Below are 16,075 nucleotides of genomic sequence, written 5' to 3'. Positions count from 1 at the left end.
GGCTCGCCCCGGTCAGGGCATCCGTCGCCGGACGGCCTCCCACACGTGGACGTCGGCGACGGTGGCCTGGAGGTCACCGGACCCCAGGGGCGTCACGGTCGCCGAGCGCACGTACGGGCCGTGGCTCCAGCGGCGCGAGGTGCTGTCCGGGACCGCGGTGGCGCCCAGACGCCCCAGAGCCCCCGGCGGCCCCGCCAGCAGCCGCAGCCGCCACGTGGCCCGGACCGCGCCGGGGCCGTCGTACCCCGTCCCCGTCAGCAGCGGCAGGGAGCCCACCAGGCGGCCGCCGGAGGCGGAGCCGCCCTCGGCCCGCAGTGGGAAGCGCCGACCCATGTCGGTGCCGCGCACCACCTCCACGGCGTACTCCGCGCCCTCCGGGAGCGGAGAGGCCAGCCGCACCTCGAAACGCAGGAGCCCCGCGCGGCGCCCCGCGGGGCTCGCCCGCACGACGTCCACCTCCAGTGTGGGCGCCAGCGGCGACGTCACGAGCCCCAGCCGGTCGTTGACCGTGTAGTAGGGGCGCACCCGCGTGCCGCCCCCCTCGCCCCGCTCCACCTTCTGGTCCGGGTACCGGATGATCTTCCGGTAGCCCGCCACACCGGACAGGTGACGTCCCACGGTGCACTCGGTCCCGTCGGAGAGCACCAGACGCAGCTCCCACTTCTCCGATTCGCCGTACCGGTCGTGCACCACGACCTCGGGGTCCACCACCGCCGTGAAGCGGCCGTCACCGGCAACCGGCGCGGAGAACTCCCGCAGCGCCCCGGGAGACGTGCGCAGCCGCACCGCCAGGCGCGCGTGGGCGTCCGGGACGTCGCGGCCCAGCACCCGGCCCTGCACGGTGATCATCCCGTCGGCCGACTCCACGTGCTCCACCTCGGCGTGGTGCGCCGAGCGCCGCACGTGCAGCACCAGACGGCCCTTCGCCGAGCGGGAGGGCAGCACCAGGGACAGGCGCCCGACCCGTCCGGGGTCCAACGGGAACCCGTGCTGGCGGATCTCCACGTCGTGGACCGGGGTCTCCCGGTCGCCGTCGAGCCGCAGCACCTCCCACGTGCGCGCGGCCAGCCGATCGCGCGCGGCGTCCACGACCACGTCGCCGCCGTCCGGCTCCAGTTCCACCCGCCTGCCCTCCAGGGTCAGCACCACCCGGTCGGGCGGATCGGTGAACGACAGCACCGCGGCCCCGTCCCCGGCCACGCGCACCCGGCAGGCTGCGGCCGGTTCGGGGCGCGGCGCGGGCACCGACACCGGCGGCGGAGGCGTTGCGTGACCGGAGAGGTCGGAGAACAGCTCTTCGTGCATCAGCATGACGTTGGCCGGGTCGAAGCGCTCGGAGCCGGTCAGCGCGGCGGACGACATCCGCCGGCGCAGCTCGTCGTCGGCCATCAGCTGGGCCAGCCCCTCGGCGATCCCCGGGGCGGACCGGTTGGGCACCAGCAGCCCGTCCTCGCGGTCGCGGATGATCGACGCCGGGCCGTGCGGGCAGTCGGTGCTCACCACCGGCAGCCCCGATCGCATGGCCTCCACGATCGTCATCCCGAACGGCTCCTCGCTGGAGGTCACCGCCGCGAACGAGCCCTGGGCCCAGGCCTCCTCCACCCGCGGGTGCGCGCCCATCAGCCACACGCGGTCCTGGAGCCCGAGCGAGTCGACCAGTCGGACCAGCGCCGCACGCCGGTTGCCGCGCCCGTAGATCCGCAGCGTCCACTCGGGGAACTCCTCGCTGACCATGGAGAAGGCCTGCACCAGGAGGTCGTGCCGTTTGCTGGGGGCGAGCCGCCCGGCGGACACGATGGTGCGGCTGTTGTGCCCGTTGGCCGTGAACGCGGGCGCGGGCACCGAGTTCGGGATGGACAGCACGCGTACCCGGGGCAACGGCATCCGCTCCCGGTACGTGCGCGCGTCTGCCTCGGTCACCGTCACGAAGGCGTCCAGGTGGGGGTAGGCCTCCTCCATCACCCGGCGCAGCGGCTCGGAGTGCTGGTCGTAGGTCAGGTGCTCCTGGCCGACCTTGACCACCCGGCTCGGAGCGGCCCTGGCGATCACCACGTTCAGCCCCGGCCGGGTGCCCACCACCACGTCGGCGTCGGTGGTGGCCAGGTACTCCTCCAGCCGGTCGTCGGTCAGGCGGCTGTGTGTGGGACCGCGTGCGTCCTCCGGAGGAAAGAGCAGCGGCGGTACACCGGCCCGTTCCGATCCCTCGTACAGCGGGCGGCCGTCGGTCCCCGTGCCCTGGTCGCCGCCGTATCCGCGGACGTCCACGAGCGGACGCAGGCGCACCTGCGCGGGTACGGGCAGAACGGGCTCGGCGCGGTGCCGGAACACCGAGACGATCTCGACCTCGTGCCGGGCGGACAGCGCCGCCGCCTGGTTGGCGACGGTGCGCACGGTTCCGCCGATGCCGTACATGTCGTTGATCAGATAGGCGATCTTCACCGAACCCCCGGGTGGTCAGCGCCGACCCGTGCCCCCACGAGACGGCAGCGATGCACGTCTTCCACACCAGAGCCCCCGCAGAGGCGGCGTGGGAACGTTCAGGGTACGAACGCTCCGCAGAGAGAAATGCCCCTTATGTCTGATAAGACCCTGGTATTTACTAATTTCTGTGGGTGTTTTGCGGAACCTTAACAAGCCGCGGAGAAGCCGCACCCGGTCCTGTGAGCGGAGCTCGTGTAAGGGGGCGCGGGCACGAGTCGGCGGGGGAAGGCGGCTTGGGAAGGGGTGGACGGCACCCTCAGTAGGTGCCGGTGTCCTCCCAGTAGGCCCAGGCTGCGCAGGGCGAACCGTAGGCGTCGCCGATGTGGCCGATCCCCCAGGAGATCTGAGTGGACGGGCTCTCCCGGAAACCCTCGGGCATGGAGCCGTGCCTGGCCGGGTTGAACCCGGAGATGCCGTGGTCACCGGTCTCGGTGTTGACGAACGTGTGGTCCCAGTGGGAGACGACGTTCCACAGGTTGCTCAGGCACTCCCACTCGTTCTCGGTCCAGCCGCGGTCCGCGGCCATGCCCATCGCGAGCGCCTCGTTCTCCAGGGCGTTGGAGTTGCCCTGGCCCCACTCGTACTCCTCGGGTTCCTCCGGCCGGTCGGCGTCCACCCAGGTCTCGTCGCCGCAGCCGGGGCCCTCGACCAGGCACACCATCTGCCGGACGCCGCTGTTGAAGGTCTGGCTGAGTTCGAGCTGGTAGACCGCGACCATGATCGCCGCGGCCAGCACGGTGACCGCCGCCAGCTCGACGAACGCCGCGCCCCGGTCGCCCCCGGTCCTTCGAACGGGACGGAACCGTTGCAGGAACCGGCCGCCCCGGTGCCGCCTCGGCGGCCCGTTGCGCTCACCGGACCGCCCGGGCGGCCCGGTGGGGGAGGGCCGTCGGGTGTCCCCGAGCTCGGGGCGGTGGGGAGTGGGCAACGCCGCCTCCTAGGCGATCTGGTTGGCGGGGGGCTTCAGGAGATGGGGATGTCCTCGATGGGATCGAAGTTCGGTATTTCGACCGTCACGGATTCGATGTCGTCAGGAACCGAGAAGAGGGACCAGTAGGTGACCTCATCTCCACTCCCCAAGTTCTGGACAAGATCGTTTGAGATGCTTCCCGAGCAGAGGCAGGTGCCATTTCCGTCCATTATCGGGTGGTACCTTGTTCCTTCGTCTGAGTTTGCCATGGTAACCCCAGCGAAATTTTGCCCGGTATAGGAGTACGAGCGGTCCCTCAGCCAAAGCATGGATGCCTGGCCATTGCCGTTGTTTTTTATTCCCCAGGTGAGTGAGAGGAAGGATCCGGAGTCGTCCCTCTCTGCTTGATGGACCTCAGCCACGAGATCGCGTGATTCCTCTGTGCTTCCGGGAGAGGTGCCCAAGATTTCAAGGTCATTTTTTGGATGAGCTGAGGTGGCGCTGGCTCCTGCCGAAGTGGTAAGTGGCATCGAAATGGCGAGGAGCAGTAGGCCTAGAGAACGGGTCGAATTTTTCATACTGATTCCTCGCTATTTTTCGAAAGTGACACTGACTCTACGGTTGCGTTCGCGCCCTTCTTCTGTGTCGTTGCTGGCGATGGGTGCGCTGGATCCGTAGCCTTCAACTTCGAAGCTGATGCCGTCTCTGGTGATCAATTCAGAAAGAGATGATTCGACGGCTTCGGCTCGACCCCGGGACAGGGGGAGGTTGATTGATTCGCTGCCGGTGTTGTCGGCGTGGCCAGCGATGTTGACGGTATTTGAGCTTGCGTCGTCGATCTCTGTGGCGACCTGTTGTAGAATCTCCTCGGCATCTGTGCTCAGTTCATCGCTTCCTGTTTCAAACAGAACGTCGGAAGAAAGTATGATGCTGACTTCTTCGTTGCTTTCCGTTCGGCCGGTCTGGTCCTCAAGGTCGTCGGTGATGGTGACGAGGTCAATGATCCTAGGTTCTGACAGTCCCGAGCTCTCAATTGTTTCGGAAGATTGACTGATCGGAACATTGAGTAGGGGTGGCGTCAAGGGGTTGGTTACTGTCATGGATTCTACGTTGCTCGGTGGTGCTGGGTAGACGACCCACATTTCCAGGGTTTCGCCGCCTGCTATGTTCCCCCCACTGGGAGAACAAAAACAAGAACCGTCACTTTTTTCGTAGTTCAGATGGCGTTTTCTATTGACTGGGTCCAGTAGGGATACGCCGCTGGCTTCCTGTGGGTTGTCTGGTACCCCTAGGCCACTGTACAGGAGGAAGGGAGAACTGGATTTGTTGGTGACTCCAAATCGAAGTCTGAGACGGCCTTCGCCGATTTCCTCTAAGGCGTAGACGTCCAGTTGAAAATTTTGTCCTATGCTCGTTGCTGATGTAGTGCTGCTGGCTATGACCTCTTGGTTATCCGACCCGTTCGGTGATGCCGGAGAGGGCTCTGTGGATCGGTTATTGCTGTCTTCTCCCTCAGGGGTGTTGCCCGTATTGACCACGCAGCCAGTCACTAGGAACAGCGTGCAGACGCCGACTGTGGCCGCCTTCAGGTGTTTGCGGTCGCCCCTCGTGCGAGAAAGAAAGGGTGGCATGGAAATCCTATTGTTCTCTCTGGGGGCAACGGGGGGCATGCTAGTCGCTCGATCAGTATTTGGCTTTAGGGGGTGGTGCTGACGCTTTCGGTCCCCGGCCCTTGGAGGATGGACGTGATGGAGGCACCGATGCTGTCGCTGATTCTTCCGGCCAGTCCAAGCTGGTAGACCGCGACGGCGATACCTGCGACCAGAATGATTACGGCAACGTACTCGACGATCCCGGCGCCCTTGTCCTTCTCCTTGGAGGTCGGCGCAAGGAAGGTGCTCAGCGTCACCCAGAGTTTGGTCAGGCTGTTCACGGGGCTTAACTCCTTGAGGAGGGGGTCTTACGGCACCACATCTTCGCGGTCCTCGAGCAGGTGGGTCCCTGCCCGCGGTCCACCGGGGGAGTACGTGGGCGACGCGTGCTCACGGAGTCCCACTATCCGGCATGAACACCGCCGCCATCCCGCCTTCTGACCGGATGTGGCCATCTTCCTTCAGGATGCCCCATGGATCCCGGAACCACACTTTGTCCACAGGGCTGGATGAACGCCCAGGCGGAAGCCGGTGGTCGGGCCGATGCGCGGTCACAGTTCCTCGCCGAGACGGGGTCACGTTTGGTGGTCGGCGGATCACCATGATGGCACGTGTGCTACGGGGGCGCCACGGCCGGACGGCAGATACCGGATCACCGCCGGGCTCTCCGGAGCACCCGGTGTCGGACCCGGAGCGCCCCGTCGCGGACGGGGCCCTGCTTCCGCGCGAAGGCGTCACGGCGACCGGACGGGGCACTGCGGAAGGGGGCGCCCGCGGGACACACCGCTCCGCCGCCTCCCCTCTCCCCGGTGCGACGGCCCGGCCCGCCGGGACTTCCCCGGTTTCCGGCGGCTCGGGTCAGAACCAGGGGCCTTCGGTCGGCATCCCCACAGTCGGGACGCCGATCCTCGAGTACCTCGCCTCCTCCACGACCACTCACCCCCGTCCCCGCGAACCCCACTACCCCGACCCCAACGGCCCCCCACGACCCCCGAGACCGAAGACGAGAGGTGGCGGTTTGGACCCCAACCTGACCCTTCCCCTGGCGGCAGCCCTGATCGTGGGACTGGTGATCGGAGGCGTTCCGCTCTCCGCGGTCCTGAGGGGCGGATCCGCCCTCGGATCGGCGCTCCGCCGTCCCGCGCTCACCGGTCAGCCCCCGCCCGATCCGGACGGACTCGAACCGAACGAACTGGCCCTGCTCGCGGGAGGCCCGGTCCGCGTCGGGGAGACCGCGGTCATGGACGCCTTCCTGAGCGGTCGCATCCGCCAGCAGCCCACCGGAGGGCTCTTCACCCTCGTGGGCCCCTCCCGTCCCTACACACACGAGAAGGACGGCGTCCGCCGGGAGTTGGTGAAGGTCTTCCGCAAACGCGTCGGCGTCAGCGCCCTGCAGCTGCTGCGACGGGTCGCCGCGGGCCGGGGCGTGGAGAAGCTGCGCAGCGGTATGGCCGAGTCCGGCCTGATCGTCGACTCCCCGCGGCTGCGCCGAGCGCTGTGGCGCCGGGAGAGGGCCCCGAGGACGATCCGGCGGATGCGGCCCGTCGCGATCCTGGCCGCCGTCGCGGGCGCGGCCCTGCTCTTCCTGGTGGAGCCGGGCGCCGTCGCGCTCGGTCTGCTCGTCGCGGGGCTCGGCGCACTGGCCGTCCTGGTCGCCGCCCAGGTGGTGCTGACGGCGACCGGAGGACCCACGCTCAGCCCCAACACCCCCGCGGGGAACGCGGTACTGGAGCTGGCCCGCCGGAGGTACGGCGTCCCGGAGGCCGGGTTCACCGGGGTGGACTCCACCAGTGTGATGACCCGTGACCACGCGGTCCGGCACACGGCGGTCAGGGGCTTTCGCTCGCTGCGCGCGTTCGAGTCCCGCCAGCAGGTCAGGCGGGCCGGGTCGGACCACGAGTCCGCACAGGTCCAGCAGGACCCGGTTCCCGTCGCCGCCCACACGGGCGGCGCGGACTCCGAACCCGTCACTCTGGAGAGCCTGTGCCTGTTCGCCGAGCTGTGCCAGGGGCCGGGTGGTTCCGACGACCGTTCGGTCGGCACCGAGGGTTGGGGCGGTGACTCCGGTCACTACGGTGACGGCGGCGGCTGGGGAGGAGGCGACGCCGGCTTCGGCGGCGGCAGCTCCGGTGGCGGCTGGGGAGGCGGTGACGGCGGCGGTGGCGGCGGGGGGGACGGCGGCGGTGGCGGAGGCGACTGAGCCCCTCCACCCGAACACTTCCGTCCGACCCGGAGCCTCACCGCGCTCCGGAGCCAGGCGCCGGGCCGGGTTCTACGCGAACCCCGCCCGGCGCTCCCGCACCGGGAAGGCGGCGCCACTGCCTGCCCGCAGATTCGGCGCCGCCACCCTTGACCGTCTCCCTGTGCGGGGAGGTGGGGTCAGCCCTGGTCCGGACGCTTGAGGTCGGCCAGTTCCGCCAGCAGCTCGAACGAGCGCAGGCGAGCCTTCTGGTCGTAGATCATCGACGACACCATCAGCTCGTCCACGCCCGTGTCGGCGACGAACAGATCGAGCTTGCGACGGACTGTTTCCGGGGAACCCACGAACGAGTAACGAAGCATGTGGTCCAGTCGTTCCTTCTCCCCCGGACGCCATGCGGTGTCCAGGTCCTCCACCGGTGGGCGCAGCCGTCCCCGCGCACCGCGCAGGGTGCCGAGGAAGGCCTGCTGCATCGTCGTGAACAGGTGCTGGGCCTCCTCGTCCGTGTCGGCGACGAAGGCGTTCACCCCCGCCATGGCGTACGGCCGCTCCGACTGCTGTGAGGGGCGGAAGGCCTCCCGGTAGGCCTTCAACGCCTCGTACAGCGCGTCCGGGGCGAAGTGCGAGGCGAACGCGTAGGGCAGGCCGAGCTGCGCGGCCAGCTGGGCGCCGAAGAGGCTGGACCCCAGGATCCACAGCGGTACCCGCAGTCCCTCACCGGGGATGGCACGGACGGGCTGGCCGGGCTCGGCGGGCTCGAAGTAGGCCTGGAGCTCCTGCACGTCGTTGGGGAAGGTCGCCGAGGCGCTGTGGTCGCGGCGCAGCGCCATCATCGTGCGGGGGTCGGTGCCCGGCGCGCGGCCCAGGCCGAGGTCCACCCGTCCCGGGTAGAGCGACTCCAGCGTGCCGAACTGCTCGGCGATCACCAGGGGGGAGTGATTGGGAAGCATGACACCGCCCGCGCCGATCCGGATGGTGGAGGTCCCCTCGGCGATGAAGCCCAGGGAGACGGACGTGGCGGCGCTCGCGATGGCCTGCATGTTGTGGTGCTCGGAGAGCCAGAAACGCTTGTAGCCCAGCCGCTCCGCGTGCTGGGCGAGTTCTCTGGCGGAACGCAGCGCGTCACCGGGCGTGGACCCCTCGGCGATGCTGGCGTGGTCGAGCACCGACAGCGCGACGTCGGACATGGTGGCTCTTCCCCCTGTTGCGTGGCGGGTCCGGCTGCGAGGCCGTGACGGGAGGATCGATCCGCGTCCCCGGTCGGCCTGCGCGTTCGATATTCGACGAACATCGAATTACGAAGGTACACTTCCGACTGTCCATGAGCCAAATCTCGCCTGGTCCCGGCCGGGCGCCGCATGAGGAGGACCGCCTTGGCTCCCAGGGAGCACGCGCACCCCGCCCTCCACGAGGTGGAACTGGTCACGGTTCTCGCCGCGCTGGCCGAGCCGACCCGGCTGCGGATCGTGCGGATGCTCGCCGACCTGGACGGGGAGCACGCCTGGAAGGACATCGACCTGCCCATCGCCCAGTCGACCCTGAGCCACCACCTGAAGATCCTGCGCAACGCCGGTCTGGTGCAGAACCGCACCGAGGGGACGCGGTGCTTCATCTCGCTGCGCGACGAGGAGCTCGAGGGGCGCTTCCCCGGTCTGCTGGAGTCGGTGCTGGCGTGCCGCGACGCCACGGCCCCGCGTTCCGGCGAGGAGAGCGCCTCCGCCCGGTAGCCGTGGGCGCGCGGAATCCGCGCCGTCGCCGACCACGGAGCGGTGCCCGGTCCCCGGTCGCTTGGTGCCGGTACCGGGCGCGTGGCTAGCGTCGCGGAAGGCTCGTGGGCCGACCCGACACGGGGTATGCCCGGGAATGTACGGTCGGTACAGGTCTACGCAACCATGGGTCGGCGGTCCAGGCAGTGCGCGTTCCCCCGGCCCAGGAGAGTGGAAGGCGCCCCCCATGGCTCCGAACCCGCCAGCCCCCCTTCCGGCGCACGTGCGCCCGCTCACCTCGGGCGATCCCGCCGAGATCGGCGGTCACCGGTTGATCGGCCGCCTCGGCGGCAGCACCGTGGGCGTGGTCTACGCCGCCGTGTCCCCGGACGGCGAGGCGGTCGCCCTCAGGGTCGCCCACGCCGAGTGGGTTCCGGCCGCTGACCCCGACCGCACTATCACGCTCCTGCGCCGGTCCGTCGGGGTGTGCGCCGTGGGCGTCAACGCCAGCGGAACCTTCCACGGACGGCCGTGGGCCTCGGTCCGGTACCTTCCAGGCCCCGACCTGGCCCGCCGCGTGCGCGAGGACGGACCCCTTCCCGAGTCGGCCCTCCTGGTGCTGGCCGCCGGAACCGCCGAGGCGCTGACCTCGGTCCACGCCGCGGGCGTACCCCACGGGGACGTCAAACCCGGAAACGTCGTCCTGACCCCGCGGGGCCCCCGGCTCGTGGACCACGGGATCGCCCGCCGGGTGGACGACACGGACTCCCTGACCACCGCGGGCAGCGTCGGCTGGCTGGCCCCGGAGCGCTTCGCGGGCGCGCCGCCCGACACCGCCTCCGACGTCTTCTCCTGGGCCTGCCTGGTGGTGTTCGCCGCGACCGGGCACGCACCGTTCGGTACGGACGCCGCGCCGCCGGAGGCGGCCCGCCGGGCCGGGGAGGACACCGTCGACCTCGCCGACGTCCCCGATGGGCTGCGCCCCCTGCTGGCTCGGGCGCTGGCGGCGGACCCCGGTCGGCGCCCCGCCGCGGAGGAGGCCTACCTGGAGTGCCTGGTGCTGGCGGGCGTGGAGGACAGCGCCACCCCCGACGTGTGGGCGGACCGGCTGCGCGCGCTCGTCCGCGCCCACTGGCCGCGCGGGGACGCCGACCGCGGCCAGCCCGCGGCGTGGATCAGCTCCGCCCTGCACATGGCGGAGCGGGATGCCGAGGGCGCGGGTTCCGAGGCCTCCCCCCGGTGGAGCCTGCGCGCCCGCGGAACCCGGGGCCGGGCCGCCGGGGCCGTCCGCGATGGTGGGACCGGTGAGCGCGAGCCCGGTCGGCGCGCGACCAGCGTGCAGGCGGCCGACGGGCAGGTGACCGGCGGACGGGCGGTCGGCGGGCGCTCACGCGGGCGACGCCGCGCGCGAGCCGGGCGCCGGCTTCCCGTCCTGGCGGTCGCCGCGGCCGTGCTCCTGGCCGCGTCCGTCGGCGGCGGCTACCTGCTCCTGAACGCCCTGTCCGGTGAGTCCGGCACCACCACGGCCGACTCCGGCTCCGGGACGGACCGGGCCGCCGCTGGGGATCGGCCGACCGGCCCCCTCGGCGGAACGGAACTGGTGGCGGCCTCGCTCGACACGCTCCTGGCCGCGGACTCCTTCGAGCTCACCCTGCTCAGCCACGTCGGGAACGGAGGGGGCCACGGCCAGCCGCTTCCCACCGGCACCGACCCCACCCTCTTCGACCGGGTGCTCTACCGGGCCGGGCCGCCGGAGGCGCTGCGCTGGACGAGTACCGTCAGCGGCGCACGCACCAGCGACCTGCTGATGGTCGACGGCGACCTGCTGCGCGCGGAGAACTCCGCCTGGAACGCCACGCCGACCTGGTACGCGGCCGAGCCGGGGCTGACGGAGGAGGTGTTCTCCCCCGTGGAGGTGGTCGCACCGCTCGTCCGCGCGGCGGAGGATGGGACCGTCACAGGGGAGGAGGAAGTGGTCCTCGCCGCGCCCCCGCCCGCCCAGGACGCCTTCGGCCACCTGGGCGGCGAGGCCCCGGACGGCGTGCCCGCGATCCGGGTGGAGGGCACGATCCCCGCCGGGGGAGGGCCGGGGGATACGGCCACGGCGTTCGTCCTGGTCGCGACGGAGGACGGGGTCCCGCTCAGCTTCGCGACGGAGGGCGCCGGGGGAGGGCCGCTCAACGGACGCCCGGTGTCGGAGGGGGTTCCGGTCTCGTTCCTGGACCCCGCCGCCCCCGAACCGGAGCGGTGGTACACGCGGTACACGTTCGTGGAACTGGGCGGAACCCCCGACCTGGGCGTCCCCGAAGCCGGACAGGTCCGGCCCGCCGCTCCCGCGCCCGTCGGCGACTGAGCGCCGGAGCCGTTCGGTACGGGGACCGGTGGACTCCCGCGCGGGCTGCGACCGTTGACCGTGATCCGACCCCGTTCCCGCGCGTGCGACCGGGGGCGGGACTCCGCACGCCTGGTCGGGGCCGAGGACTCCGCGCGCCGTTCCGACCGGCGCAGACCCTGCGCCAGGACCACCGTGGCCAGCCACGCGGTGACCGCCACCCCCGCGGCGCCGGTGGTTCCCGGGCTCGCCCCCAGCCCCGCGGCGTAGGCGGCGAACACCAGGGTGAACAGCGACGACTGCGCCGGGTAGCAGCTCAGCGACCGCTGCCCCACCGCCGCGGCCGCCGTCACGGCGGCTCCCCGGCGCGTGCCCAGCCGGGCCGCGAACAGTGTGATCAGGGCGGCCCACCCCAGTCCGCCGCCCCATCCGGCAGCCTCGTGCAGGGCCGCGAGCAGGCCCTCCGCCAGCGGGGAGAGCCCGGTCCGGACCTCGGCGTAGACCAGCCCGCTCGGCAGGCCGACGGTGATCGCCGGTCCGAGGCCGAACACGGCCGTGCGGACCAGCAGCACCCGGTGCCCCCCGGGTTCCTCCAGGACGCGTGGGCGCCCCGCCCACGCGCCCAGGACGACCATGGGCAGTGCCACGGTCGGCATGGTGAGCGGCGTGTGCAGCAGCCACTCCTGGAACCGTCCGGCCGTGGCGAACCGGGAGTCGCCCTCGGCCAGGGACAGCGCGTCGACGGAGGTCCTCCCCTCGGCGTCGGCCAACAGGACGGTCAGGGCGGTGAGCAGGGAGGTCGAACCCGCGGCCAGCAGGCCCGGGGTCCACAGCAGCGCGGTGCCCCGTTCCCGCGCCAGGCCCGTGAAGAGCAGCAGCGCCAACCCGTGGGCGCCGACGATGTCCACCGGCAGCAGCAGGACGCCGTGTGCGAAGCCGATCACCGGCATCACCCAGCCGCGCCGCCGTGACAGGACCCGCACGTGGATCCGCCCGCCCCCGCCCTCGCGCACCCGGTGCGCTATCCGCGCCATCCCGTACCCGAACAGGAACGCGAAAAGCGGGACGGCGCGGGCGCCGGCCAGCGTCGTCTGGACAACGGTCACCGCCCGGTCCGCGAGGGAGCGCAGCGGGTCCGGGCCGGTCAGGAAGAACTGGGCGTCGACCAGGGCGATGAACAACAGCATGAAGCCGCGCGCCAGATCGGGGGCGAGGAAGCGTACGGAGGCGGGTGCCGCGGCGGCGCCCTCGGTATGGGGACTCGCGGTGTCCTACTCCCTCCCAGTTCGTGTGTCCCCGAAACCACGGACCGCGCCGACCCCGTCCCATACGGCCGCCGGGCCTCTCGCACGCGGGGTCCGCTCCACCCGCCGGGGTAGGGCCGAGCGTTCACCGGCCGCGAAGCGCGCGTGCCCGCATGGCGGATATGGGAAGCACACGCGTCCGTGCGGCGTACCCGGGCCGCGACGTACGGCGCGACGAGGACGGCCCCCGCTCACCTGTGGCGCTCCCCCGCCCGATGGTGTAGGTTCGCCTCCGTGTCGCGTGCCACCGACCACAGAGCAGTGGGCCGGTCGGTAGGTATGGAGGCACCTCGACATCCGGGGAGCGCACTGTGAACACACACACCGCGGACCGCGTCTAGCCGTTCCGACGGCGTCGGCCCAGCCGCGCCCGAACGCGCCCAGACCCCTCGCGACCTCCCCGGAGTCCTCTTCCGGCCCGGCCACGCCCGGGCTCCCTGTCACGTTCACCCGCCACCCGTGCGCCCGCGCGCACGGGCCGCCGCGGGTGCCTTCGGGGACGGTCGCGCCCATGACCACCATCCCGAAGGAGACCTGTGACCGAAAACCCGCACGCCCGGACCGCCGAACCCCACGTCAGCGACTTCAACGTCCCCGTCGTGGAGGAGTTCCGCGCCAACGGTGGCCGCGTCGGCGGCATGTTCGAGGGCGGCGACCTCCTGCTGCTCACCACCGTGGGGGCCCGCTCCGGCCGTGAGCACACCACCCCGCTCGGCTTCGTCCGCGTCGACGGCCGCGTACTCGTCGTCGGTTCCGCGGGCGGCTCGGACCGCCACCCCGACTGGTACCGCAACGTCCTCGCCCACCCCATGGTGCGCGTGGAACTGGGCACCGAGACGTTCGACGCCGTCGCCGTCCCCGCCGAGGGCGTCGAACGCGACCGCCTGTTCGCCGAGTTCGTCCGCGCGGACTCCGGATACGCCGACTACCAGGCCGGAACCGAGCGGGTCCTGCCGGTGGTCGCCCTGGACCGCGTCCACGCGGACGGACCCGCCGAGGTCGCCAACCTCGCCGACAAGCTCGTGGAGATCCACACCTGGCTGCGCGGTCAGCTCGCGCACGTGCGCACCGAGGCCGAGGCCCACCTCGCCGAGCGCGCCGCCGTGGCGGTCGGGGACGGCCCGCCACCGCTGGGGCTCAGCCTCCAGCTGCGCCAGCACTGCCTGGCCTTCTGCGAGTCCCTGCACTTCCACCACACCAGTGAGGAGTCCGGTGTCTTCCCGGCGTTGGGCCGACAGGCCCCTCACCTGGAGCAGGCGCTGCGGCGGTTGTCGGAGGAGCACCGCACCGTGGACCGCGTCCGCGGTGAGCTGGAGGCGCTCGTCTCCGATCTGTCCACGGCCGACCCCGAGCGCTTCCGCGCGGAGCTGGACCGGATGACCCGGGAACTGGAGGCCCACCTGGACTACGAGGAGGCCCAGCTGATCCCGACCCTGGCCGAGATCCCGTTCCCGCCCACCGGTCCGGTCTAGAGCCCGGCGGAACCGGAGGCTTCCGGGGTCCGCGGGGAACCTCCGCCGCGCCCCGCGGCCACCGGCCGCCTCCGGGAGGGCGGCCTGCGCACCCCTTCCCCGTCCCCCCGGGGAGGGGGCCGCCCTGGTCAGCCGCCCAGGATGAGGCCGAGGTTGACCTCGGTGCCCAGGAACATCGACCCCACGATGAGGATGAGCAGGCCCGGAAGCAGGGTCACCGCGGTCACCATCGTCACCCGGGGGTTCATCCGCTGGGCCTTGCGGCGCATGTACTGGGCGTCGGCGCGTCGCATGTCCTGGCTGATGGCGACCAGGGTGTCGCTGAGCGGGGCGCCCAGCTCCTCCGCCTGCTGGATCGCGGTCACGAACTTGCTCAACGACTCGTTGCGGTTGCGCCGGCGCAGCATCTCGAACGCCTCCCGCCGCGAGGTGCCCAGCTCCATCTGCTGGAGGGCCAGCGCGAACTCGTCGGCGAGCACTCCCGGCATCGACTCCGCCACCCGGGCCACCGCCGCCCGGAACGACATCCCGGCGCTCACCGTCACCGCCAGCACGTCCAGGAAGTCCGGCAACTGCGACTGCACCTTGTCGCCGCGCTCCTGGCCCTGCACGTACAGGCTCAGGTCGGTCAGCCCCATGAAGGCCAGCACCACCAGCCCGACCAGCGGGTTCCCCGAGACGAACATCAGCAGGCCCAGGGTGCCGTACAGCGCCACCTCGCCGACCTTGCGCCGCAGGTAGCGCTCCAGGGTAAGCCCCTCCGGCCTCCCCGCCGCCTCGATGCGCTCGGAGACGGAGATCAGGCGGCGCTGGCTCAGCGACGCGTGCAGCGAACGGGCGAACGGCCGTCCGATCGCCTCGGTGATCCGGTGCAGCACGAACGTGTCGTCGGACCGGACCCGCGTCGGGCGCGCGGCCGGGTCGTCCACCCGCACCCGGGTCTGCGACATCATCAGGTACAGGCCGTAGCACGCGACCAGCACGACCAGCGCGCCGGCCAGAGCGGCGGCGAGCGGCACCAGCAGGTAGAGGGGGGCGTTCATCGGGGAGCGGTCCTCACAGGTCGAACTTGGTGATACGGGACACCAGCACGAAGCCGATGGCGAACAGCGCGGCCACCACCAGCAGCACCGCCACCCCCGCCACGGACGTGGTCATGACGCGCATGATGCCCGGCTCGATGGCGTTGATCAGGAACAGGGCACCCACCGACATGAACCCCAGCGCCCAAACGGTGCTCGTGGTCTCACTGAGGATGGTCTGCACCTCGCGCCGGGTCTCCTTGCGGTTCTCCAAGGTGGTGGATATGTTGCGCAGCGCCGTGACCAGGGAGCCGCCCGAGCGCGAGGCCACCACCAGCGTGGACAGCAGGACCCCCAGCTCACGGGAGGGCATGCGCTCGCGCAGCTCCGCGACGGCCTCCTCGAAGCTGGCCCCCAGCTTCATGGACTCGGCCATGCGGCTCAGCTCCTCGCCCGCGGGCCCGTCCAGCTCGTCGGCGGCCATCGCCACTGCCGTGGGCAGGGCCAGGCCCGCCGAGGTCGCGTTGCCCAGCACCCGGGCCAGGTCCGGCAGCTGAGAGGTGAACTCCTCGCGCCGCTTGGCCTCGGCGCGGTTGAGGTAGGAGAAGAACAGGAACGCCACCCCGGCCGCCGCAAGCAGGCCGAAGAAGGGCGCCAGTACCTGCCAGACCACGACCACCGCCAGCAGCGAACCGCCCAGCAGCGCGAGCACGAACGTGGACAGGCGCACGTCCGCGCCCGACCGGGCGATCCTGCGGTACAGCCGCCCGCCCCACTGGGTGCGGTAGATGGCCGCGTCCAGCCGCGCCATGGGCGTGGACGCCTCGTACTCGGCCTGGTCCAGGGCGCTGCGGGCGGCGATCAACCGCCGGTGCTGTGCGCTGGACACGAACTCCCACAGCGCCCACAGCGCCAGGGCCAGCACCACGGCCAGGCCGCTGAGGATCGCCACGAACTGCCAGGTCACCGGAGCTCCATTCCGATCGGGGGGCGCGC

The 16,075-nt window shown here is 71.3% G+C and carries 12 protein-coding genes and 1 pseudogene; 4 read left to right on the top strand and 9 right to left on the bottom strand.

Annotated features, from left to right (window positions below):
- Positions 1–12 precede the first annotated feature (12 nt).
- The 5 genes from KGD83_RS23055 to KGD83_RS23035 all read right to left on the bottom strand — a co-directional run bounded on the left by KGD83_RS23055 (position 13) and on the right by KGD83_RS23035 (position 5,324).
- Positions 13–2,439: a glycosyltransferase family 4 protein gene (locus KGD83_RS23055; RefSeq protein WP_212641142.1), complete on the bottom strand. Its 2,427-nt coding sequence runs from the start codon at positions 2,437–2,439 to the stop codon at positions 13–15.
- Positions 2,440–2,737: 298 nt separating this feature from the next.
- Positions 2,738–3,409, bottom strand: a complete 672-nt coding sequence (locus KGD83_RS23050; RefSeq protein WP_212641141.1) for an aggregation-promoting factor C-terminal-like domain-containing protein — start codon at positions 3,407–3,409, stop codon at positions 2,738–2,740.
- A 35-nt stretch (positions 3,410–3,444) separates the two neighbouring features.
- A complete protein-coding gene (locus KGD83_RS28840) occupies positions 3,445–3,969 on the bottom strand; it encodes a hypothetical protein (RefSeq protein ID WP_249352004.1) in 525 nt (174 codons plus the stop codon).
- Between the two features lie 12 nt (positions 3,970–3,981).
- Positions 3,982–4,491, bottom strand: coding sequence for an OmpA family protein (locus KGD83_RS28835; protein WP_249352003.1), 510 nt, complete (start codon positions 4,489–4,491; stop codon positions 3,982–3,984).
- 596 nt (positions 4,492–5,087) lie between these two features.
- Positions 5,088–5,324, bottom strand: coding sequence for a hypothetical protein (locus KGD83_RS23035; protein WP_212641139.1), 237 nt, complete (start codon positions 5,322–5,324; stop codon positions 5,088–5,090).
- A 737-nt stretch (positions 5,325–6,061) separates the two neighbouring features.
- Here KGD83_RS23035 and KGD83_RS23030 point away from each other — a divergent pair.
- Positions 6,062–7,243, top strand: coding sequence for a TIGR04222 domain-containing membrane protein (locus KGD83_RS23030; RefSeq protein WP_212641138.1), 1,182 nt, complete (start codon positions 6,062–6,064; stop codon positions 7,241–7,243).
- A 179-nt stretch (positions 7,244–7,422) separates the two neighbouring features.
- Here the strand turns inward: KGD83_RS23030 and KGD83_RS23025 are convergent, their stop codons facing one another.
- Positions 7,423–8,430, bottom strand: a complete 1,008-nt coding sequence (locus KGD83_RS23025) for an LLM class flavin-dependent oxidoreductase (RefSeq protein ID WP_212641137.1) — start codon at positions 8,428–8,430, stop codon at positions 7,423–7,425.
- Between the two features lie 186 nt (positions 8,431–8,616).
- Between KGD83_RS23025 and KGD83_RS23020 the strand changes: the two genes are divergently transcribed.
- On the top strand, positions 8,617–8,970 hold the full coding sequence (locus KGD83_RS23020; protein WP_212641136.1) for an ArsR/SmtB family transcription factor: 354 nt from the start codon (positions 8,617–8,619) through the stop codon (positions 8,968–8,970).
- A 226-nt stretch (positions 8,971–9,196) separates the two neighbouring features.
- Positions 9,197–11,302, top strand: a complete 2,106-nt coding sequence (locus tag KGD83_RS23015; RefSeq protein ID WP_212641135.1) for a serine/threonine protein kinase — start codon at positions 9,197–9,199, stop codon at positions 11,300–11,302.
- Between the two features lie 170 nt (positions 11,303–11,472).
- On the opposite strand, the pseudogene KGD83_RS29265 reads toward KGD83_RS23015, so the two are convergent.
- A pseudogene (locus tag KGD83_RS29265) lies at positions 11,473–11,916 on the bottom strand (DUF418 domain-containing protein); the annotation flags it as partial.
- A gap of 1,205 nt (positions 11,917–13,121) precedes the next feature.
- On the opposite strand from KGD83_RS29265, the gene KGD83_RS23010 reads away from it, so the two are divergent.
- Positions 13,122–14,057: a nitroreductase/quinone reductase family protein gene (locus KGD83_RS23010; protein WP_212641134.1), complete on the top strand. Its 936-nt coding sequence runs from the start codon at positions 13,122–13,124 to the stop codon at positions 14,055–14,057.
- A 128-nt stretch (positions 14,058–14,185) separates the two neighbouring features.
- Here the strand turns inward: KGD83_RS23010 and KGD83_RS23005 are convergent, their stop codons facing one another.
- Together KGD83_RS23005 and KGD83_RS23000 are read right to left on the bottom strand one after the other, a co-directional pair.
- Complete coding sequence (locus tag KGD83_RS23005; protein WP_212641133.1) at positions 14,186–15,100, bottom strand: type II secretion system F family protein; 915 nt, start codon at positions 15,098–15,100, stop codon at positions 14,186–14,188.
- Between the two features lie 13 nt (positions 15,101–15,113).
- A complete protein-coding gene (locus KGD83_RS23000; RefSeq protein WP_212641132.1) occupies positions 15,114–16,046 on the bottom strand; it encodes a type II secretion system F family protein in 933 nt (310 codons plus the stop codon).
- Between the last annotated feature and the right edge of the window lie 29 nt (positions 16,047–16,075).

It is taken from the genome of Nocardiopsis akebiae, from assembly GCF_018316795.1.
GTDB classification, from domain to species: Bacteria; Actinomycetota; Actinomycetes; order Streptosporangiales; family Streptosporangiaceae; genus Nocardiopsis; species Nocardiopsis dassonvillei.
Note: the sequence above shows the minus strand (reverse complement) of the source record. Positions and strands in the feature narration are given on the sequence as shown.